Source organism: Moritella sp. JT01 (assembly GCF_001574435.1).
Classification (GTDB): Bacteria; Pseudomonadota; Gammaproteobacteria; order Enterobacterales; family Moritellaceae; genus Moritella.
Genome location: NZ_LOCN01000004.1, coordinates 159,560 through 182,054, shown reverse-complemented (window position 1 = coordinate 182,054; position 22,495 = coordinate 159,560). Strand labels below are relative to the sequence as shown.

At 42.4% G+C, this 22,495-nt stretch carries 18 protein-coding genes; 8 read left to right on the top strand and 10 right to left on the bottom strand.

Going from position 1 to position 22,495, the window contains the following annotated elements:
• Positions 1-30 precede the first annotated feature (30 nt).
• From AKG98_RS04365 to AKG98_RS04345, 5 genes are all read left to right on the top strand, one after another.
• A complete protein-coding gene (locus tag AKG98_RS04365; protein ID WP_067041923.1) occupies positions 31-1,368 on the top strand; it encodes a TolC family protein in 1,338 nt (445 codons plus the stop codon).
• Positions 1,369-2,367, top strand: coding sequence for an HlyD family secretion protein (locus AKG98_RS04360; RefSeq protein ID WP_067041920.1), 999 nt, complete (start codon positions 1,369-1,371; stop codon positions 2,365-2,367).
• Between the two features lie 9 nt (positions 2,368-2,376).
• Complete coding sequence (locus AKG98_RS04355) at positions 2,377-3,585, top strand: ABC transporter permease (protein WP_228140201.1); 1,209 nt, start codon at positions 2,377-2,379, stop codon at positions 3,583-3,585.
• Complete coding sequence (locus tag AKG98_RS04350) at positions 3,578-4,744, top strand: ABC transporter permease (RefSeq protein ID WP_067041915.1); 1,167 nt, start codon at positions 3,578-3,580, stop codon at positions 4,742-4,744. Before AKG98_RS04355 ends, AKG98_RS04350 begins: the two co-directional genes overlap by 8 nt.
• A gap of 93 nt (positions 4,745-4,837) precedes the next feature.
• Positions 4,838-5,347, top strand: a complete 510-nt coding sequence (locus AKG98_RS04345; RefSeq protein ID WP_067041913.1) for an aminoacyl-tRNA deacylase — start codon at positions 4,838-4,840, stop codon at positions 5,345-5,347.
• 138 nt (positions 5,348-5,485) lie between these two features.
• Here AKG98_RS04345 and AKG98_RS04340 read toward each other — a convergent pair whose 3' ends face one another.
• From AKG98_RS04340 to AKG98_RS04320, 5 genes are all read right to left on the bottom strand, one after another.
• Positions 5,486-6,319, bottom strand: coding sequence for a mechanosensitive ion channel family protein (locus AKG98_RS04340; RefSeq protein ID WP_067041911.1), 834 nt, complete (start codon positions 6,317-6,319; stop codon positions 5,486-5,488).
• 196 nt (positions 6,320-6,515) lie between these two features.
• Positions 6,516-7,220 (bottom strand): phosphonate utilization transcriptional regulator PhnR, encoded by a 705-nt coding sequence (phnR, locus tag AKG98_RS04335; protein WP_067041908.1) that lies wholly within the window; start codon positions 7,218-7,220, stop codon positions 6,516-6,518.
• Between the two features lie 104 nt (positions 7,221-7,324).
• Positions 7,325-9,040, bottom strand: a complete 1,716-nt coding sequence (locus AKG98_RS04330) for a putative 2-aminoethylphosphonate ABC transporter permease subunit (RefSeq protein WP_228140200.1) — start codon at positions 9,038-9,040, stop codon at positions 7,325-7,327.
• Between the two features lie 7 nt (positions 9,041-9,047).
• Positions 9,048-10,154: a putative 2-aminoethylphosphonate ABC transporter ATP-binding protein gene (locus AKG98_RS04325; protein WP_083543880.1), complete on the bottom strand. Its 1,107-nt coding sequence runs from the start codon at positions 10,152-10,154 to the stop codon at positions 9,048-9,050.
• Between the two features lie 227 nt (positions 10,155-10,381).
• Positions 10,382-11,389, bottom strand: coding sequence for a putative 2-aminoethylphosphonate ABC transporter substrate-binding protein (locus tag AKG98_RS04320; RefSeq protein WP_067041900.1), 1,008 nt, complete (start codon positions 11,387-11,389; stop codon positions 10,382-10,384).
• Between the two features lie 279 nt (positions 11,390-11,668).
• Here AKG98_RS04320 and phnW point away from each other — a divergent pair, with 279 nt between their 5' ends.
• The 3 genes from phnW (at position 11,669) to AKG98_RS04305 (ending at position 15,350) form a co-directional block, all read left to right on the top strand.
• Positions 11,669-12,775: a 2-aminoethylphosphonate--pyruvate transaminase gene (gene phnW / locus AKG98_RS04315; RefSeq protein WP_067041898.1), complete on the top strand. Its 1,107-nt coding sequence runs from the start codon at positions 11,669-11,671 to the stop codon at positions 12,773-12,775.
• Between the two features lie 150 nt (positions 12,776-12,925).
• Entirely contained in the window at positions 12,926-13,768 is an 843-nt protein-coding gene (gene phnX, locus AKG98_RS04310; protein ID WP_067041895.1) for a phosphonoacetaldehyde hydrolase, read from the top strand.
• 127 nt (positions 13,769-13,895) lie between these two features.
• Positions 13,896-15,350, top strand: a complete 1,455-nt coding sequence (locus tag AKG98_RS04305; RefSeq protein WP_067041892.1) for an FAD-dependent oxidoreductase — start codon at positions 13,896-13,898, stop codon at positions 15,348-15,350.
• Between the two features lie 102 nt (positions 15,351-15,452).
• Here AKG98_RS04305 and AKG98_RS04300 read toward each other — a convergent pair whose 3' ends face one another.
• From AKG98_RS04300 to acs, 5 genes are all read right to left on the bottom strand, one after another.
• A complete protein-coding gene (locus tag AKG98_RS04300; protein ID WP_067041889.1) occupies positions 15,453-17,108 on the bottom strand; it encodes an immunoglobulin-like domain-containing protein in 1,656 nt (551 codons plus the stop codon).
• A gap of 476 nt (positions 17,109-17,584) precedes the next feature.
• Positions 17,585-18,943 (bottom strand): acetyl-CoA carboxylase biotin carboxylase subunit, encoded by a 1,359-nt coding sequence (gene accC / locus AKG98_RS04295; protein WP_067041886.1) that lies wholly within the window; start codon positions 18,941-18,943, stop codon positions 17,585-17,587.
• A 14-nt stretch (positions 18,944-18,957) separates the two neighbouring features.
• Complete coding sequence (accB, locus tag AKG98_RS04290) at positions 18,958-19,398, bottom strand: acetyl-CoA carboxylase biotin carboxyl carrier protein (RefSeq protein ID WP_067041884.1); 441 nt, start codon at positions 19,396-19,398, stop codon at positions 18,958-18,960.
• A gap of 13 nt (positions 19,399-19,411) precedes the next feature.
• Positions 19,412-19,870: a type II 3-dehydroquinate dehydratase gene (gene aroQ / locus AKG98_RS04285; RefSeq protein ID WP_067042036.1), complete on the bottom strand. Its 459-nt coding sequence runs from the start codon at positions 19,868-19,870 to the stop codon at positions 19,412-19,414.
• Positions 19,871-20,334: 464 nt separating this feature from the next.
• Entirely contained in the window at positions 20,335-22,281 is a 1,947-nt protein-coding gene (gene acs, locus AKG98_RS04280) for an acetate--CoA ligase (protein ID WP_067041882.1), read from the bottom strand.
• Between the last annotated feature and the right edge of the window lie 214 nt (positions 22,282-22,495).

Below are 22,495 nucleotides of genomic sequence, written 5' to 3'. Positions count from 1 at the left end.
GCCACAACGGCGTGATTTTAGGAATAAAGTATGAAAAGAGTCTTTTATGGCGTTATTTCTGCCATTGCATTGAGTTGTAATGTACAAGCCGCGGCCATCGGTTTTTCTGAAGCTTGGTATCAAGTGGTACAGAAGAATGATGGATTGCTAGCAAAAAAAGAAGAAGTGAAACATTCTGAAGCATTACAGAGTGCGGCTAAGTCGCTCTATTTGCCGAATATTGATATTACGGGGTCATATACTCATTTCGATAAACCGATCTCAGTTGATACACCAGCATTGGGGAATATTATACCCTCTATTAATATCCCGCTCACTAATCAAAATTTCGCTCACTCGTCATTGAATGTGCTATTACCTGTGTATACTGGTGGTCGTATTACTGCGGCGCAAGATATTCGCCAAGCGCAAGTGAATGAAGCGGAAAGCAATTATAATTTAGCCACCCGCGCGACCTTTACTCAGTTAGTTCAGTATTATTTTGGGGTGGTGTTATCCGAGCAAGTTTATCAAGTTCGTCTCGATGCGGTGGATGCTCTAGCTGTTCACCTTAATCACGCGGTTAAATTAGAGCAGCAAGGTCAAATAGCTAAAGTTGAACGACTCATGGCGCAAGTCTCGTTAGACAAAGCGCAAATTGAAGCGCAAAAGTCATTACGTGATTATGAAATTGCTAAACTTGCGTTAACCAAGATGCTAAAACAGCAAGATTCGGTATTACCAACCACGCCATTATTTGTGAATAACAGTATCACTTCTGTTACGCCGTATTTAAGCAAAACATTAACAGACCATCCAGGTATTGCGATCTTAAATGCCAAACGAGAACAAGCGAAAGGCATGGTTAAGATGGCGTCAGCCAAGCATTTACCGGAAGTGATGTTGTACGGTAATTATAATTTATATTCCGATGATTCTGCGACTGGTGAACTACTACCTGAATGGATGGTCGGCGTTGGTGTTCGTATTCCTATTATGGAACGTTCTGGTACTTCGCAAGAAGTCGTTGCAGCAAAAAGTTCAGTACGTCAGGTGAACTTATTGCAGATGCAAATGCAGCAAGATTTATCCATTCTAGTGGAAAAAACCTATGCGGAAATGAGCCAAGCGTTAGAAGAATATAACTCTTTGGCATCGAGCCAAGCGTTATCAGAAGAAACTGTGGTACTGCGTCAAAAAGCATTTAGCCAAGGTCTCTCAACATCACTGGAAATGGCTGATGCACAGTTATATGCAACCAGCATTCGCGTTCAGCGCCTGTCTGCAAGTTATAACTATGTAAAATCACTTGCCCAATTATTATCTGTTAGTGGCGACATCGATCGCTTTATGGACTATCTACACATTAATGGTATCGAGGTTAAATAAATGAGTAACGTTAAAACAGGCATCATTGCGGTAGTCGCGCTAGCAGTTATCGGTTGGCTGGCATTTGAATTCAATCGTGCTTACGAGCCGAAAAGTATATTGCTACAAGGTCAAATCGAAGCCGAGCAATACAATATATCGTCTAAGATCCCGGGGCGAATTGCCTCGGTAGACGTAAAAAAAGGCGAACTGGTTAGCCAAGGACAATTAATTTTCTCACTGGCTAGTCCTGAACTAGAAGCGAAATTAGCGCAAGCAAAAGCTGGACGTTCAGCGGCAAGTGCAATGCGTAAACAAGCTGAATCGGGTGCCCGTGAACAGCAAATTATTGCGGCTAACGATCAGTGGAAAAAAGCCCAAGCGGCAGCGCAGTTGATGGAAAAAACTTATCAGCGAGTTGATAACCTTTATAAAGACGGGGTATTGCCTGAGCAAAAGCGTGATGAAGTCTACACCAAGTGGCAAGCGGCTAAATATACTCAAAATGCGGCGTATCAAGGCTATAAAATGGCGAAAGAAGGGGCGCGTGAAGAAACCAAGCAAGCCGCTATTGAGCAAGAACGTATGGCAGAAGGTGTGGTCGCTGAAGTCGAGTCTTACACGAAAGATACCAAGCAATATGCATTACGTGATGGTGAAGTGGTTCAAATCTTATTAAAAGAGGGCGAGCTTGCACCGACAGGCTTCCCAGTAGTGAGTATTGTTGATATTAACGATAGCTGGGCGGTATTTAATATTCGAGAAGACTTATTACCACGGTTGAAAAAAGGCACGTTATTAACGGCGCGTATTCCTGCATTAGGTGAAGGGACGTATCAATATACCGTGTCACATATTGCGGTGATGGGAGATTATGCGACTTGGCGTTCGACAGACAGTGCGAAAGGATTCGATTTACGTACCTTTGAAATTGAAGCAAGACCTGTCAAGCCGATTGCCGATCTACGTGTCGGTATGAGTGTATTAGTTGAGCTGGCTCCGTCAGCGACTGCGCAGTAAGTTGGTTTGATGATGAGTTTATTCATTACCCAGGTCAAAGCGGTTTGGCAGCGGGAAAACCAGCTGATATTGGCATCGAAATGGCAACTATCACTGGTGACTTGGTTACCAATTGCGTGCATGTTGTTGGTGTACGCTATTTTTTCACAGGGTATTCCACGTGATCTTGCGGTCGCGGTTGTTGATCAAGACCACAGCCGATTGTCACGCAGTTTGGTGCGTTATATTGATGCTAATCCTTCGCTCGCTGTGACAGCTCAATTGACAAGTCTTGCCGAAGGTAAAGCGTTAATGCAGCGTGGTGAGGTGTATGCGGTTGTGCATATTCCACGTGCGTTTGAAAAGCAGATTTATCTCGCGATGACCCCAGAGGTCAGTACTTTCTACAATGCGCAGTATGTGTTAATTGGTAAGCTGGTATCGTCGAATATGGCGAAAACCTTTGCCACGTTTACGGCGCAAATTGATGCGGTTAAAACGTTGGCGAGCGGGGGTAATCTGGCGGTTATTAAAGGGGTTGTCGCGCCTATTTCAACGCAGGTTAACCCGCTTTACAATAGATCTACTAACTATGTGCCTTTCTTAGTTACCGCCGCGGTTCCCGCACTATGGCAAATCTTTATTTTGGTGTCTGTGTTATTGGCATTTGGGTCGGAATACAAAAATAATACCCAAAATAACTGGTTTCAGCGTGCGGATGGTGGCGTCGTCAGTGCTGTGATTGGCAAGTTATTACCTTATACCTTACTTTCTGTGGTCCATGGATTGTTATTTTTGAGTTTCTTTTACGGTTATTTAAGTTTGCCCATGCACGGCAACTGGGGTTATTTATTGTTAATTCTGGTCGCTGGTGTATTAGCGGGGCAAGCGATAGCATTATTTATCTTTACGTTAACGATGAATTTGACTCAAGCAATTAGCATCGGCGCGGCTTATTCAGCCCCTGCATTTGCATTTCTGGGGGTGACATTCCCTGCCGAAAATATGCCACAGTTAGCCCAAATATGGCGGTCATTATTACCGATTACGCATTATATGCAGTTGCAAATTGGTCAGGTGAATTACGGGCAAGATTTTATGACTTTGTTACCGCAACTCACGTCATTAGGCTTCTTTGTATTGACGCTAGTCGTGGCAATATTTCGTATTAAGCGCCATCGTGATCTCGCAGTTTTGAATAATAAAAACAAGCCAGCAATGGGGCATGAAGATGAATAAATTCTTGGCACTTGTTGTACTCGAAATAAAAAGTATTTTTGCCGATCGCAGCATTTTATTGACCATGTTTGGTGGCATTATTATGTACTCGATCTTGTATCCGTTACCGTACTCTCAGCAGGTATCAAGAAATGCTGAAATAGTGGTGATTGATTATGATCGCAGTTCGATGAGTCGCGAATTAATACGCATGGTCAATGCCAGTCCTGATACCCGTATTACTGGTCAAGTTGATTCTGTCAGGGACGCTGAGGCGTTAATTGAGCAAGGGGAAATTAAAGGGTTCTTAATTATTCCTGAACATTTCCGTCGTGATTTATTGATGAAAAAAGCGGTCACCTTATCGCTAGGTGGTGATGCTACTTACTTTATGACGTATTCGACCATTGCATCGGGGATCCTGAAAGCGGGCGGGACATTATCAGCGCAGATTAAAGTGGCGAGATTAACCGTTGATAAAGAAAATATCTTGTTAGCTAAGCAACAATGGCAACCCGCCTCGTTAAACTTACAACCTGTCTTTAATCAGGTGAACGGTTATTTGGATTATGTGGTGCCTGCGGTGTTTATCCTGATCTTGCAGCAAACGTTATTAATTGGCAGTGGTATTTTATCTGGCAGTCAAAACGAACGTTCAAGGGCGAAAGAGCAAGGCTATTGGTTAACCACATCACCGACATTATTGTTACTGGCGCGTTGTTGTGTGTTCCTCAGTTTGTATCTGGTGTTTAGTTTGTATTACTTTGGCTTTGCATTGGATATGTATGGCGTCAATCGCTTAGCGGCAGCATGGGATATTCTTAAGCTACTGGTCCCCTTCTTGTTCGCTGTGGTGTGTCTTGGGGTGGCGTTAGGGCAATTGTATAACCAAGCTGAAACGGCGACGCAGGTTATTTTATTTAGCTCAATGCCGGTACTGTTCAGTAGTGGTTTTATTTGGCCTTTGAGCGAGATCCCAACTTGGATGGTCACAGTATCGCAATTATTTCCGAGTACCGCCGCGATTCAAGGCTTGTTGCAATTAAACCAAATGGGCGCTGATTTTGAGATGGTAAGGCACTTTCAAACTCAGTTATTAATCCAAGGGGTTGGTTATGCTCTATTAGCCATTATTTTACTGCGTTATAAGCAGCGTAAATATAGAACAAGTACAGTTTAATATCATTCATGAAATAATGAGGTGATTAACTCGCGTTGTGGCGATTTAGCTTCCATACTTTGCTTGTTGAAAGAGTATTTTATGGAGGCTAAAATGAGTATGGCAACCAAAGTTGGCCAGTTCTTGGCTAGTCACAATATCGATTTTAGTTTAGTTAAGCATCGTCACACGGCAAGTTCATTTAATTCTGCACTATCTGCACACGTTCCCAGTTCACAAGTCGCTAAAGCGGTTATTTTACGCGACATTGGTGGCGATTATCTCATGGCGGTAGTACCTGCAAACAAGCATGTATTAATTGGTGAGATTAATCGGCAAACAGGAAAACAGTATTACTTATTGGCAGAGCATGAATTAGCGACGCTATTTCAAGATTGTGATCCAGGGGCTATCCCCTCACTCGGGCAGATTTATGGTATGGATATGCTGGTGGATGATATGTTATTCGAGCAGGAACAACTGTATATTGAATCGGGTGATCACATGAATCTAATCAATTTAGATAAACGTCAGTTTGGCAAAGCGGTGGGCAGTTTACCGCACAGTCATATTAGCGGATATAGCTTTAAAGAAGGGCCATTATTTGAACGTCGTGACCTTTGAATACGATAGAAAGTAGCAAAGGTGGACTGTAACAAAGATGAACAGGAATAAAAATGGGAGCCACATTAGGCTCCCATTTCTTGTTTATAGTAAAGAATCTATAAAAATCTTTATCACTACATGATTTATCAGTAAAAATTAGCTCGCTGGTGGTGTTGGATTACCTTGTACATGCAAGTCTAATTGTGGATAAGGGATCGCAATACCAGCAGCGTCAAGCGCAAGCTTAAGTTCTTCTTGCATGCTGAAATAAGCACCCCAGTAGTCGCTAGTTTTAACCCAAGGGCGTACCGCGAAGTTAACTGATGAGTCTGCTAATTCTAAGATACCGACAGTGTATTCTGGATCTTGTAAGGTAAACTCGTTGTTTTTGATAACGTCAATTAAAATCGCTTTCGTTTGCTTAATGTCTGCGTCATACGATACGCCGACCACAAGGTCTAAACGACGTTGACCTAATGCAGAATAGTTAGTAATTGTACCATCCATGATTGCGGCATTCGGTGCGATCACAACTTTGTTATCCGGTGTGATTAAACGTGTAGAGAAAATAGTAATTTCATCAACTGTACCTGCTACACCCGCAGCTTCAATGTAATCGCCAATGCGACAAGGACGGAAGATAACGATAAGTACCCCCGCGGCAAAGTTGGAAAGTGAACCTTGCAACGCTAAACCGATGGCTAAACCAGCGGCACCGACAATCGCTACCAGAGAGGCTGTTTGCACCCCAAACTGGCTAAGGGTGGCGATGATGGTAAATACAAATATTACACCCCATGCCATGTTACTTATAAAAGAGGCTACTGTTTTATCTATATTACGTTTTAGCAGTAATTTTGAGGTTATTTTTTTCATTACGCCAGCAAGGTATTTACCGACGATAAAAATGACTAACGCTAACAATATTTTTGTGCCGTAAACAGCAGCAATCTCAGGGGCTTGCTCGAGTAGTTGTTCAAGATATTCCATGGATAAAGTTCCTATCATTTAGAGTGTTAAATATGCATATACTGCATAGACTATTCAATGACTATATTAGTCGACCTGTATTGATATGTTACATTATTTCTAATCATTGACAAAGTACAGCCTATTCCACTCTTTAAATCGATATTTCTGATGCCTATATTTATGGCTAATCATTATCATGGTTTATTATTAATGTTTATTTTTGGCGAATGGCTTGTGCTTCAATCGTTACTGCATCATGGCGCCAATACTCCAGATCACAATCGAGTAACTGGTCATATTGATCATAGTTCACTCGTTCTATATACATGGCTGCGCAACCTGACGTCGCGCGTAAAGGGGTGGCGGTATCTGCGACTAATGATGATGAACGGATTCGATAATGGGTGCGCTGATAAAGCGTATCGTAGTGTTGTTGATAAATATCGGTTAACGACGCTGATAGGTCGTGACTGAGTAAATTCGGTAATCGTTCAGGTAATACATAGTTCGTGACAAGAACAACCGGACGTTCATCTAAATAACGCACCCGATGAATACGGATCACTTCAGTCTGTGGTGCTATTTGTAATAACAGCGCGATCTGTTTATCGGCTGGTACCATGGTAGCACTGAGCAATTCTGTTTTTGGAATACGCTGCTGGCTAAGGGCTAGGTTGTGAAAATTGGTGGTTTTGGTCGGATCATAACGTAATGGTGCTGGGGAAATAAACCAGCCGCGACGGTTTTCACGGTATACTCGACCTTCAGATTCCAATAAAGACAACGCTTCGCGTAGCGTCACGCGGGTAGTATTGAATGCCTCTGCAAGTTTGCGTTCTGACGTTAACTTTTGTCCTGAGGTTAATAATCCCGATTCGATTTTCTGTAAGATTTCTTCTTTAATTTTTAGGTATTGCACAAAAGCCTCTGATGCTAGTTCATTTATTTTATGTCGAACAAGTGGTGTCGAGCGATGGGCTACCTAGCGATGTCTGTAGCCAGGCAGCAATAAATGGTCTGTTATTAATGTTGTTGACGCCAAGCCTGAGTTCGCTTATTGATAAAAGATGCCGTAATTAAATGAATCACTTTAGCGATCGCTGCGGTGATTAAGATCATCACTGACATCGCTGCCGCAGAACCCGTTTGTCCGGCATCATCCATGTTTAATACTGACACTGATGCTGGAATTGTATCGGTCGCATACAAGAATACAACGGCTGACGTGGTGGTCAACGCATTGATAAACAAATAGGCGGCAATATCCATAATAGCAGGCGCACAAATTGGCAGTGTAATGATAAAGAATGATTTGTACTGTGGCATTTTTATCGATGCTGAAATCGCTTCTATCTCTGCCGGTAATTGTTTTAACGCGGTTAATGCCGTCATGTGACCAACCGTGTAGTAATGTACCACGGTATTAACCACCAGTAAGATCATGGTTGCATACAAGCCGTTAAGTGGATTATTTATATCGTTAAAAAAGAAGATATAACCCAAGCCTAATACGATACCAGGTACCGCCATTGGAATAATGGTGATCATTTGTAATAGCTGACGTATTGGTCCAAAACCCCGGCCTTTTTCTATCACGTAGGCACCAATAAAAATAATCACCGTACCGATAACAGCAACCCAGCTTGCTAACGTTAATGAGTTAAAGTAAGGCGACCAGCCATAGGTGCTCACTTCACTAAAGTTATAATTGTTAAAGCTTAAGGTTAAGTTCCATGGCCAAAATGTGACGAATGATGCGTATATTGCCATGCCGATAATGGTGATAATCGCGAAGGCTATCGTACTGCAGAATAAGAAGCAGATACCATCTCGTAATTTATCTGGTGTTGGTGTGTAAGCGACAGAGCGTGCATCAAATAGGTTTTGTTGTTTACGCTGCACGCGACGATCAATGGCAAAAGCCAGTACTGCGGGTAAGAGTAGCAGCACACTGGTTACTGCACCCATGGCAAAATTCTGTTGACCAACAACTTGTTTGAAGATATCCGTTGCCAGTACGTTATAGCTGCCACCAATCACTTTGGGTACACCAAAATCACACACAACTAACGTAAACACTAAAATTAGAGTGCTAATCACGCCGTATTTTGCTGCGGGTAGCGTCACCATGAAAAATGTTTTTACCGGATGATTTTTTAATACGGTTGCCGCTTCGTATAAACGCGCATCGGAAGTACGTAATGCAGTGGTTAAGATCATTAACGCATGCGGAAAGGTCCAAAATGTCAGGCCTATGGTGATACCGACAATCCCGTAAATGGATGCACCACCGAGTAATTCTTTGGCAATGCCTTGATTACCGAATAAGTAAATTAAACTGAGTGCTGGTAATAATGATGGCGCTAAAATCGGCGCCGAACCAATAATTTGAAATAAGGTCTTAAATGGCATACAGCTACGTGTTAATGCATAAGCATAACTAAATGCCAGCCCCCCAACGATAGCCGTTGTTACTAATCCCACCGTGACTGTATTTGCAATCGAGTTGCGCATAGCGCTTGATGCAAAATACGCGGTGAAATTTGTTAATCCAATAAAGTTACCATCAATATCTTGGACACTTTTGGCAAACATGGTGAACATGGGCGCTAAAATAAAAAAGCCCATCAGCAGGGTTAAGATAATTAAAATACTGGCAAGAATAGCGCTATCTCGGCTAAATGCCAGTGTGAGCCTTTGCATATAATTTGGCATAGTCAGCTTTTTATTGATGCTCATATCCATGTTAAGCCTCTACCGATTTTGTGTTTACTGTTGTTGATGAGTTACTTTGTTTACGTGGGAATATATGGGTGTAATTGTCGCTATAACGAATACGGCGGAATTCGCCAGTGGTTAAACCGAGCGATCTTACTTCACGAATCGGTACGTCAACTTTAATCATAGGTGCATTCATATTGCCCGTTAGTTGGCACTCTGCTCGCACATAAGTCCCTTGGAATTCCATTGCTTTAACTTGTATGGGCAAATCTTGCGGGTCATCGCTAAATTCTATATCTTCAGGGCGCACGGCTAAGTCAAACATGTCACCACGGCTTAACGTCTCTTTTGGTTTTGGTAGCAAGGTGTCAGCAATACGGATCTGCTGATCGCTGATCGTTGAGCTGGCAATGAAGTTCATGTTCCCGACAAATTCAGCGACAAAACGCGATGCCGGTTTATCGTAAATTTCTTGTGGGGTGCCCACTTGTTCAATTACCCCGTGATTCATGACCACGATACGGTCGGCCATCGCTAAGGCTTCTTCTTGGTCATGGGTTACCATGATAGTGGTAATACCGAGTTTACGTTGCAGGGTGCGGATCTCTTCACGTAAATGAGCACGTACTTGCGCATCCAGAGCCGAAAGTGGTTCATCTAACAGTAATAACCCCGGTGATAACGCTAATGCTCGAGCCAGTGCAACGCGTTGTTGTTGGCCGCCTGATAGTTGGTTCGGGTATTTAGGTGCAGAATCAGCTAAGCCAATAATCCCCAACCAATGGTTAACAATGTCCACCGTTTCGGCCACTGATTTACCTTGGTTGTGTAAACCAACACTGATATTTTCGGCAACCGTTAAGTTGGGAAACAAGGCATAAGATTGAAATACAATGCCGAAATCACGTTTTTCTGGTGGTAAGAAGGTCGTGTCTTTACCGTCTTGTAAAATAGATCCTGATGTTGCTAAATCTAATCCGGCAATCGCACGAAGTAGGGTGGTTTTACCGCAACCCGAAGGTCCTAAAAAGCAGATGAACTCGCCTTGATTGATCTGCAAAGAAATATCGTTTAATGCGGTGAAATCACCGAATTTTTTAACAAGATTATTGATGTTGAGATACGTGTTCATCTGACTACTCATGAGTTGTTTGGACTATACCAGTATGGTAGGCAGCGTTAGTGACAGTTTGATGACAGTTAGAGTGTTTTTATCAGGTTTTACAATTATTTATAGTAAGTTTGGAACAATATTTAGTGTTTTTTATATGAGTGATAATTGACTATAAACGATAAAGCTAGGCATTATAAATAACGCCTAGCTTGTTAATCTCAATGCTTAATTAACACGGTTAATCATTATCTCGCTTCAGATTTTGAATCGAATTTTTCTGACCATGTATGCAGTACATCTTTACGATCATTAGCCATTTTACTAAAGTCCATTTCGACCATCGCGTCTTGTACATTTGGATAGTTTTTCACGGGTTTACTGACGTCTTTATGGCCGACTAATGCATAAGACTCATTATATAATTCATTGGCTTGTTTTGAGATTGACCAATCCACAACCCGCTTGGCTGCTGTTGATGGTTTAACGAGGCCAACCGCTTCTGATTCCCAACCAATACCTCCGGCAGGTAAGATCACGTCAAGTGGTGCGCCTTGGGTTTTTAGTTTTGCGCCACGTAATGCCATCGATATCCCAATCGCGACTTCACCCATGCCTGCTTGTACACAAGGCTTCGAGCCTGAATGGGTGTAATGCGCAATATTGTCATTCAGTTTGGTCATGTAGCTCCAACCTTTATCTTCACCCATGGTTTGTAACCATGCAGATACTTGCATATAACCTGTGCCCGATGATGCTGGGTTTGGCATTGCAATATGACCTTTATAGACAGGCTTAAGCAGGTCATCCCATGATGTTGGTTTAGGTAGGTTGTACTGTTTTGCTACGTATTCGTTAAAGCAGATGGCATTAAACCAAGCATCATTACCATACCAAGCTTTGTTTTCTTCTGGGTCAATCATGCTAGTACGCAGGTTTTCGACGCCTTTTGGTGAATAAGGTTTCAGGATACCGGCTTTTTTAAGCAGTGCCATTGATGAGCCCGCCAGTCCCCAAACTACTTCTGCACGCGGATTATTTTTTTCAGCAAGTAATTTTGCCGTCATGATGCCTGTTGAATCTCGCACCCATTTGATTTCGATATCAGGGTTCGATTTTTCAAAGGCGACTTTGTATTTCGCTAATACATCCGTTTCAAATGCGGTGTAAACCACCACTGCTTCTGCGGCAAATACTGGTGCAGTGAATAAGGCGCCTAAGGCAGCGATAGAACCTATAATCCAACGTTGTTTCATTCGTGTAACTCCAAAAATTATTAACGGTTGATTCTGGTCTGTACCAGATTTGTTGAGTACGATGATAGAGTTGTTTTGTGACAGAAATATGATCAATTTATTTAAATTCAATTAATTAGGAGATTTCATCTATTTTTATATTTGCGTTTTTGTCTCGGTGTTTTTTCTAAAGACTCGTGAGTATGAACCTTTTATGAATTCTGCTGTTGAGCTATTTACCAAGCTAGCACTCCACTGCTAGAGTTCTCATCAACTGGTATAGTCCAAATGGAAGCAGAGATGAAAAACGAATATTTATTACTAACACCGGGTCCACTTTCTACAACTGCAAGTGTACGAGAAGCCATGCTAAAAGATTGGTGTACTTGGGATGATGAATATAACAAAGACATTGTTGAAGTTATTCGCGCTAAGTTAGTTCAACTAGCGACTCAGCAAACGGGTTATACCAGTGTACTGATGCAAGGCAGTGGCACTGCATCGGTAGAAGCGACAATTGGCAGTGTTATTCCTGCTGATGGCAAATTGTTGGTGGTTGATAACGGTGCTTATGGTGCCCGTATAGCCCAGATTGCAGATTACTTAAATATCGCTTGTGACGTGATTACGCCGGGTGAAACTGCGCAACCAAACATTGCTGAAGTGGAAGCTAAACTAACCGCCGATGACAGTATTACCCATGTCGCGATTGTGCATTGTGAAACCACTACAGGCATGCTAAATCCGATTGATGATGTGATTAAACTGGCTAAACAACATGGCAAGATCGTGATCTTGGACGCGATGTCGAGCTTTGGTGGTATTCCACTGGATGTGGCTGAGTTGGGGGTTGATTTCCTGATCAGTTCAGCCAACAAGTGTATTCAAGGTGTACCGGGTTTTGGTTTTGTGATTGCACGCCAAAGTGAACTGGAAAAATGCAAAGGGCTAGCCCGCTCGTTATCATTAGATCTGTATGACCAATGGCATTGTATGGAAACAAATGGTGGCAAGTGGCGCTTTACCTCACCAACTCACACCGTGCGCGCATTTTACCAAGCGTTATTAGAGCTTGAAGAAGAAGGCGGTATTGCGGCGCGTCATCAACGTTACCAAGAAAACCAAACAACCTTAGTCGCAGGAATGGCGAAGCTGGGTTTTGATACCTTGTTAGATGCATCATTGCATTCGCCAATTATTACCTCGTTCTATTCACCAACGCACAGTGATTACCAATTTAAAGAATTTTATAACCGCCTTAAAGAGCAAGGCTTTGTTATTTACCCAGGTAAGGTATCAAACGCTGACTGTTTCCGTATCGGTAATATTGGTGATGTACATCCAAGTGATATCCAGCGCTTATTAGTGGCGATGGAAACAGCTAAATATTGGGAATTAAGTGCATGAATGAAGTGATGACTAACTTGGAGGCTAATACACCGTTGATAGCTGCCTGCATCGCAGTATTGTCGTGCTTAACTGCATTGTTAGCAGATCAGTTTTCATAAAAATTTGTAACAAAATCATTAACAAAAGCTTACTTTGGAAAATATTATTATGTCTAATATCGTACAAGATCAATCAGTAAAACTTAATCATGTTCAGTCTGTTATTTTTGATTGGGCGGGCACTATCGTTGATTTCGGTTCATTTGCTCCGACCACTATTTTTATTGCGGCATTTAAATCGCAATATGATTTTGATATTAGCTTAGCGGAAGCGCGGGTTCCGATGGGTCTCGGTAAATGGGATCACATTAAAGCCGTATCTGAATTACCTGACGTTGCTGCGCGTTGGCAAGCACAGTTTGGTTCGACGATTAGTACCGCTGAGATTGATGCGATTTACGAAACATTTATGCCGCTACAGATCGCAAAAGTGGGTGAGTACGCTGATCCCATCCCGCACGCACTCGATGTTGTGAATGGGCTAAAGCAGCAAGGCGTTAAAATTGGTTCGTGCTCTGGTTACCCTCGCGTTGTTATGGACAAGTTAATACCAGTTGCTGCAGAAAAAGGTTATGTGCCAGATTGTGTTGTCGCCACTGATGACTTACCAGCAGGCGGTCGTCCAGCACCTTACATGGTACTTAAGAATGTGATTGATATGGCTGTTACCGATGTTGGTGCGTGTATTAAAGTCGATGATTCCGTACCGGGCATTGAAGAAGGCCATAACGCAGGAATGTGGACTGTAGGCTTATTATTATCGGGTAACGAGGCTGGTCTGACGTTAGCGGAATACCTTGCCGCAGATGAAGCAACATTATACCTGTCGCGTGAAAAAGCCCGTGATCGTTTCACGCCATTTAATGCTCATTATCTGATTGATACCATTGCTGACCTGCCGCAAGTGGTTGCTGATATTGATGCTCGTTTAGCCGCTGGCGAACGTCCATAATCGTTTATTTAGCCTTTAACCTGTCGCTTGTAATCATTAAGCGTCAGGGTTGTGGTTAAAGTTAATAGCTAGTCATAGGGCTAGCTATTTTTCGTTACATGAAAATAAAAGTACACAGAGTGTGATCATGACTAAGCAGCCTGAATTTCAACCTTTTTGGTTCCAACAAGCGATGGATCTTGAAGATGACTACCGGAATAATGTGCAACCACAAACCCTAACTGCAGATACCGTCGCAGATGTGTGTATTGTTGGTGGTGGTTACACAGGGTTATGGACCGCGATTCAGCTAAAACAGCAGCAACCAACACTGGATGTAATGATCATCGAAAAAAGTCTCTGTGGTAGTGGCGCATCGGGTCGTAATGGTGGTTGCATGTTAACGTGGTCGACCAAGTACTTGTCGATGCGACGTTTGTATGGCGAAGCGCAGGCAGTTGAACTAGTGAAAGCGTCAGAGCAAGCCGTGGATGAAATAGAAGCCTTTTGTTTAAAGTATCAAATTGATGCAGAACTGCGTCGTGATGGGACTCTATTTACCGCGACGAATACTGCGCAAACCGGTGGTTTAGAGGCAACGTTAGCCGCGTTAGATAAACATGAATTAAACAGTTGGCAGGCGTGGGAAGCGAAGAAAGTACAGTTACATGCCGGGTCTGAATTACATCAGTCTGGGTATTTCTCTCCCGTCGCCGCAAGTGTACAACCGGGTAAATTAGCGCGTGGTTTAAAGCGCGTAGCAGAACAGTTCGGGGTACGTATTTATGAAAACACCCCGATGTTAGCCATTAATGATAATTCGATTACGTCAACAAACAGCAATAAAAAAACAAAGCATAAAATTGTGATTAATACCCCGAAAGGGACTGTTTACGCGACGAAATCGGTGATGGCATTGAATGCTTGGATGTTAGAGCAATTTCCACAATTTAAAAATAAGATCGTAGTCGTATCTTCAGACATGGCAATCACTAAACCAATACCAGAAAAGTTGAAAAAAATGGGTTTGGTAGAGGGCAAAACCGTACTGGATTCACGTACCTTTGTGCATTACTACCGTACTACGCCAGATGGCCGCTTAATGTTAGGTAAGGGAGGTAATCATTTCTCTTATGGCAATGCAGTCAGACCTTTATTCGATAAATCGACCCGTTATGGTAAGTTATTACGTGAGTCGTTTGATAAATTATTTCCGACGCTGGTGGATGAAGAGTTTGCCGTGACTTGGACTGGCCCTTCCGATCGTTCTGCAACGGGACTGCCGTTTTTTGGTAAAATTGAAGACGTAGGCAATATTTATTATGGCTTTGGTTATTCAGGTAGTGGCGTTGGCCAGACTTGGATCGGTGGCAAAATATTATCATCTATGTTGCTTGGCCATAATGACAAATGGAGTGATAACGGCTTAACGACAGGGCCGAAAGGCGGCTTTCCTCCTGAGCCTATACGTTGGTTAGGCACCATGATGGTACGTAATGCGATTCGTCGTAAAGAACGTTGTGAAGATAACGAAACGGCACCTTTCTGGTTAGATAAACAGTTGGCTAAGTTTGCTAATGCGGCCGGTAAGGCAGATAAGTAATACACTGTTCAGTGAGTAATAAATGTCATGAAAAATCCAGTATTAACGTGTGCTAATACTGGATTTTTTAGGTTATGTATTTATAAAGCGTTTAGTTACTGACTACTTGCGCCAAACCCCCCATTCTCCTGTTGTTCCCGGTTCTTCACCTTTAGTCCACCATTGCGCTGTCCATGTTGAACCGTTATGAGTGACTTTATCTCCGCCCACATAGACGGTATCAGCTTGCCAATCACTGTTATTAACAATATCGCTAACCACGGTAACGGTGCGTTTATTCGTCATGGTCTGTTGATTATCTTGGCCGTAGGTTAAGGTATAAGTTAACTCGTATTCACCTATAACATCGGTATTTACCGCTCCTGTGACAGTGATGTTACTGGTGAGATCGCCTTGGGTTGGATGGTTTGCTGTAACTCCTTGCATTGGATCAAACTGACCCCCAATCACAATCGTGGTATCTGTGATACCTTCAATGCTTGGTAATACTTCGTATACCGTTACCTTACGCACTTGGTTTTCTGTTTTATCATCACTGCTGACGCTGTACGTTAATAGATATTCACCGACTTGATTCGTATCAACATGACCTGATATCTCTATATCACCCGTGATGTCATTACCCTGGTAATCTTTAGCGGTAATACCTGTTAAAGGATCAAAACTACCATTAAGTTCGATGCGTGTATCGACAATACCAGCCAAGGTTGGCGTCATATCGACGACTGGCGGTAATTGATTATGAATAAAATTGCCGTAATCTTTAATAAACTGCTGATTGTAACTGTTGTTCGCTGCGTCTGTCCCCATATCCCAGTTTACTGACCAGGTCATGACACCACGCAGTGGTTGTCCTTGTGCTTTTAAACGATCAAACGCACGATACAAATCTTGAGGGTCTTTGACATAACCGGTGGCTGCGGCATCATTACTCGAAGGCAGTCCAAATACCAGTTTATCATGTGGGATCTTGTAGAAATTACGCGTGCCGTTAATGAGAGAGTCAGCAATATAGTAAATAAATTCTTCTTTTAATTCGTCATTATTTTGTGCTATCCAACCCACGCCTTCAATCCAGAGACCATCACCACCTTGATTATAGAATTGCGGGTTAATAAAATCATAATAACCATCGAGCTCGGTCAGATAAGGTGTATAAGCACCATTTACAGTTAAGTATGGAAATTCGGGCGCCATGGTGATCATAAAGTTGTCACCGGTTTTACGGTAATGATCTTTCACCATTTTTAATGCGGTCGGGATAACAAACTGATTATCTTTCGCTGTAATCGCAGCTTGTTCTAAGTCGATATCGAGACCATCAAAACCATAACGATCTGTAAGACGAATAATCTCTGCTGCGAGTGCATCTTCATCACCACGAGTTAACTCGATATGTGCATCTGCACCACCAAGGGCGAGTAGTACACTGCGTCCCTGACTGTTAAGGGTATTGATCTGCTCGATAAATTCAGCTTCACTCATACCTATCGTTGGGTCTAGCTTAAAGGTTGGGATTCGACCTTCTGCGGTATCATAAACTTTCATAAATGAAATGTTGACTACATTGTACTGCGGGTTGACTTCACTGAGGTCAACACAAGGGGCGTTACCCCCCTTATAACCACCACCATCACACCAGTTGTGCCAGTAACCAACGACCACATTGTCGTCCTGTGAAGTGATCGTCCCTGCAATACCTGCTGTTGAAAATAAGCCGGTAAATATTGCCGCCGAAAGTATAGATTTTAGCTTCATAATATTCCCCAAATTAACGCTGTTGACGCAATGAAATATCCTATCCCATTGTTAAAATTGATATTAAACTACCATAAAATGTATAGTGATTACGGGGTGCTTGTACACAGTACTTTTTTTTACGGTCGAAAAAATAATGCCTATAGCAATGGTGAATAAAAATTATATGCAGGTTCAGGATAAATGTTCTAAACGAACGGTGTCATTTACCGATGCGGTGTAAGCTATTGTTTTTGAGTGTATTTATTTGGTTTGTTTTATGCGAATATTTTCATTTAGTGTTTTTCGCTTATTTTTATAACGCGTTTTAGATGATCAACGGTAATGTGAGACGGAAATGCAGATAAATAGGGTGGTTATTATAGAGGTCATACCAGCTAACTTTTAGGCGCATAATAAAAAACCCAAGACGAGTAAATCGCTTGGGTTTTTTGATCTTCAATGAGCTTAACTCTTATTTAGAACTGATTTAAAGCCTATTGCGCGTTTTGCGCTTTTAGCGCTAATTTCTTCTCTAGATAATGGATGTTAGTGCCACCATTCTGGAAGTTTTCATCACTTAAAATATCTAAATGCAGTGGGATATTAGTCTTAATACCATCAATCACCATCTCGCTTAATGCATTACGCATTCTTGAGATCGCAACGTCACGATTCTCACCATAAGTGATTAACTTACCGATCATTGAATCGTAGTGCGGTGGTACTTTATAACCCGCATAAACATGCGATTCCCAACGTACACCAAAACCGCCTGCGGCATGGAAACGTTTGATTTGACCAGGACTTGGAATAAATGTCTCTGGATCTTCGGCGTTAATACGGCACTCAATTGAATGACCTGTTAAGCGCACTTCATCTTGCGATATCGTTAATGGCATACCAGCAGCAACACGTAACTGTGCTTTGATTAAATCAATGCCAGTAACCATTTCGGTGATCGTGTGCTCAACCTGAATACGGGTATTCATTTCGATGAAATAGAATTCGCCATTTTCATACAGGAATTCGAAAGTACCAGCGCCACGATAGTTAATATCAACACAAGCACGACTGCAGCGTTCACCGATATGACGACGAATGTCAGCGGTAATGCCCGGTGCTGGCGCTTCTTCAACTACTTTTTGATGACGACGTTGTAGTGAGCAATCTCGCTCGCCAAGATAGATTGCATTACCTTGACCATCAGCCAGTATTTGAACTTCGATGTGACGTGGATTCTCTAGGAATTTCTCCATGTATACCATGTCATTACCGAAGAATGAACCGGCTTCGTTACGCGTGAGTGCGATAGAATCAAGTAATTCAGATTCTTCACGAACAACACGCATACCACGACCGCCACCGCCACCGGCAGCTTTAATAATGATCGGATAGCCGATGCGTTTAGCAATGCTCTTATTGCGTTGAGCGTCTGTATCAAGGGGACCATCAGAACCTGGAACACAAGGTACACCGGCTTTTTTCATTGCCGCAATCGCAGATACTTTATCGCCCATTAGACGAATAGTTTCAGCTTTAGGGCCGATGAAAATAAAACCAGAATGTTCAACCTGTTCAGCAAAATCAGCGTTTTCAGCTAAGAAACCGTAACCAGGATGAATGGCAACTGCGCCTGTGATCTCTGCTGCGCTTAAGATTGCAGGTACATTTAGGTAGCTGTCTACTGCCGCAGGTTTACCAATACAAACTGTCTCATCAGCCAGCAATACGTGTTTTAATTCACGATCAGCGGTTGAGTGAACTGCAACAGTTTTGATGCCTAATTCTTTACAAGCGCGAAGAATACGTAGTGCAATTTCGCCGCGATTGGCGATAACAACTTTATCCAACATTGTAAACTCCGTCGTTATTCAATGATGAAAAGAGGTTCATCAAACTCAATAGCTTGACCGTCTGTTGCTAGGATAGCTTTAACTACGCCTGCTTTATCTGATTCAATTTGGTTCATCATTTTCATTGCTTCTAGGATACAAAGTGTATCGCCAACATTGACTGTTTGGCCAATAGCAACAAACGGTGCTGCACCTGGAGATACGGCATTATAGAAAGTACCAACCATAGGAGAACGAACTTGATGGCCCGCTACTTCTGCTGGAGCTGCTTCAACTGCTGCCGCTGGAGTCGGCGCTGCCACAGGTGCTACAGGAGCAGGTGCGTATTGTACTTGTGGTGCCACGCTGCTAAAACGATTGATTCGAACAGACTCTTCGCCTTCAGAAATCTCTAATTCTGCAATGCCAGATTCTTCAACAAGTTCAATCAGTTTTTTAATTTTACGGATATCCATCATAATCTCTTTATTATTTGTTGTTAGTTTGCTTTAGCTGTTTGGCAGCAGAAAGCAACGCAAATTCATAACCATCAGCCCCTAATCCACAAATAACGCCTTTGGCGATATCTGACAGATAAGAATGATGACGAAATTGTTCTCGTGCGTGTACATTAGAGAGGTGTACTTCGATAAATGGGATTGAAACCCCTAATAATGCATCTCTAATTGCGACACTTGTATGCGTATATGCAGCTGGGTTAATAATGATAAAATCAGTATTTCCCATCGCTGCATGAATATGATTAATGAGCTCGTGTTCTGCGTTAGACTGTTCGTGGCGCAGATCAATATCGTGCTGAGTTGCAACATCGTTTAAATGTTCTACAATGTCACTAAGTGTTTGATAGCCGTAAGTCTCAGGTTCTCTTTTACCTAAAAGATTTAGATTCGGTCCGTTGAGTAACAATATTCTGAGTTTGTTCGACATATTGCTTCCATTGTCTGGTAAAATGACGCTAACGTCGCTAAACGCGTTGTCTTTGCTAGCTTTTCTGAAAACTTCAATCATAAAGTAATATAAAGTATGATTGTTGCTAATTCCCTACACACTATATGATTTTCGTAGAATATAACAGCATTTAACTGGTCTTATCTGATATTTTATTAAAGTTTACACTCTAAGTTTAATCTCGCTCACACCGCTTATTTAGGGGGGGGGCAGGCCGATTATTGATGTGATTATCAATAATATTGTTCGAGTAACAGTTTGATCAGCTAGAATAATTTGTGCATGACTTATTTAACGGTGTAGATAGGGCATTATGCAGAGATGATTGAATATGAATACTGAGGTTGTTCATTGGTATCGGAAATAAAAAATCGGTGTAACTAAGGCGAGGGTTACACCGATAAGTTGATTATGATCACGCTAGCGCTTATGGTCGTTATGCGTTATGCGTTTTGCTTTTCGGCTATTAGAGTATCAACAACGCTTGGATCTGCTAACGTGGATGTATCCCCTAACGAATCCGTATCATTGGTTGCGACCTTACGCAGAATACGACGCATGATCTTACCTGAACGCGTTTTTGGTAGTGCTTGTGTCCAATGTAACGTATCTGGTGTGGCAATCGCACCAATTTCGTTGCGCACCCATTGTTTTACTTCGGCGATTAATGCGTCGTCCGCTTTTTCGCCCGCATTAAGTGTCACGTATGCATAAATACCTTGCCCTTTAATATCGTGTGGTACACCGACGACCGCGGCTTCCGCAATTTTACTGTGCGACACTAATGCACTTTCAATTTCTGCTGTGCCCATACGGTGACCTGAGACATTAAGGACATCATCTACACGACCTGTGATCCAGTAATAACCATCAGCATCACGTTTGGCACCATCACCCGTGCAGTACATGTTCGGGAATGTTGAAAAATAAGCTTCTTCAAAACGGCTTTCGTCACCATAAATACCACGCATTTGTCCAGGCCAAGAATCTAAGATGACTAAGTTACCTTCGTTTTCGCCTTCTAATAAGTTACCTTCATTATCGACCAAGGCTGGGCTAATACCAAAGAATGGACGGGTTGCAGAGCCAGGTTTCAGTGCCGTAGCGCCTGGCAGAGGGGTAATTAAGATCCCGCCAGTTTCTGTTTGCCACCAAGTATCAACAATCGGTGTTGATGAGTTGCCAATCTTGTCGTAATACCATTTCCATGCTTCAGGATTGATTGGTTCTCCCACCGAGCCCATTAGTCGAAGCGAGGTACGCTTAGTGCCTGTGATGGCATCATCGCCTTTGGCCATCAGTGCTCGAATGGCAGTTGGTGCAGTATAAAGTGTGGTGACTTGGTGTTTATCAATAACCTGACACATACGCGCAGTATCAGGGTAGTTTGGTACACCTTCAAATAATACCGTGGTAGCGGCATTCGCAAGTGGCCCATAAACCAAGTAACTGTGACCCGTGATCCAACCAACATCGGCAGTACACCAGAATACGTCATTGTCTTGGTGATCAAAGACGTACTTAAAGGTCATGGTTGCATAAACAAGATAGCCACCAGTGGTATGCAATACACCTTTGGGTTTACCGGTCGAGCCTGAAGTATAAAGGATGAATAATGGGTCTTCGGCGTTCATCGCTTCTGGTTCGCATTCGCTTGGCTGGTCTTTTACGACATCATGCCACCATAGGTCGCGGCCCTCATGCCAAGTAATATCTGCGTTGGTTCGTGCAAATACGATGACATTTTTAACGCTGGTTACTTGTGGTTTGGCTAAAGCATTATCAACGCAATCTTTGAGTCGGGTAATACGTCCCGCGCGTAGACTTTCATCGGCGGTGATCACTAATTTAGCCCCGCAGTTATCAATACGATCGGCCAGTGCTTCAGCAGAGAAACCAGCAAATACAATCGTGTGTACTGCACCAATACGTGTACAAGCAAGCATTGCGATAGCGGCTTCTGGCACCATTGGCATATACAGGCAAACTACGTCACCTTTTTTAATGCCTTGGGCTTTTAACGCATTTGAAAACTGACAGACTTTTTCATAGACTTCTTGATAAGTAAGTTTTGCTGAATCTTTGGGATCATCGCCTTCCCAAATGATTGCCGTTTTGTTGGCGTTATCTTTTAAGTGACGATCAAGGCAGTTAGCTGAGACATTGAGTTTACCGTCTTGGAACCATTTAATGTCGACACTACCAGGTTGGAAACTGGTGCTTTTGACTTGGCTATAAGGCTTGATCCAATCAACGATTTGCCCTTGTTCACGCCAAAATTCTTCCGGATCGGTAATTGAATGCTTATACATAGCTTGATAAGCACTGTCATTTAATAAACTGTTTTGCGCAAATTCTGCAGGTACCGGATATAGTTTAGTGTCGCTCATTGTTCTTCCTTAATGGTATTTAATTCCTTTTTATTTTGGATGTGATATCGCTATGTCGCTTGCGGTTGTGCACATCTCTTGTGAATAAAAATGACACGGCGGTAAACTTCTATCAATACGACTTTAGTATTAGCACTGAGTTTTTGTGATAGTTTGACTTATATAGCTAATATGTGATTTCAAAAATGTTACTTCACGCAACTTTTTAATTTAT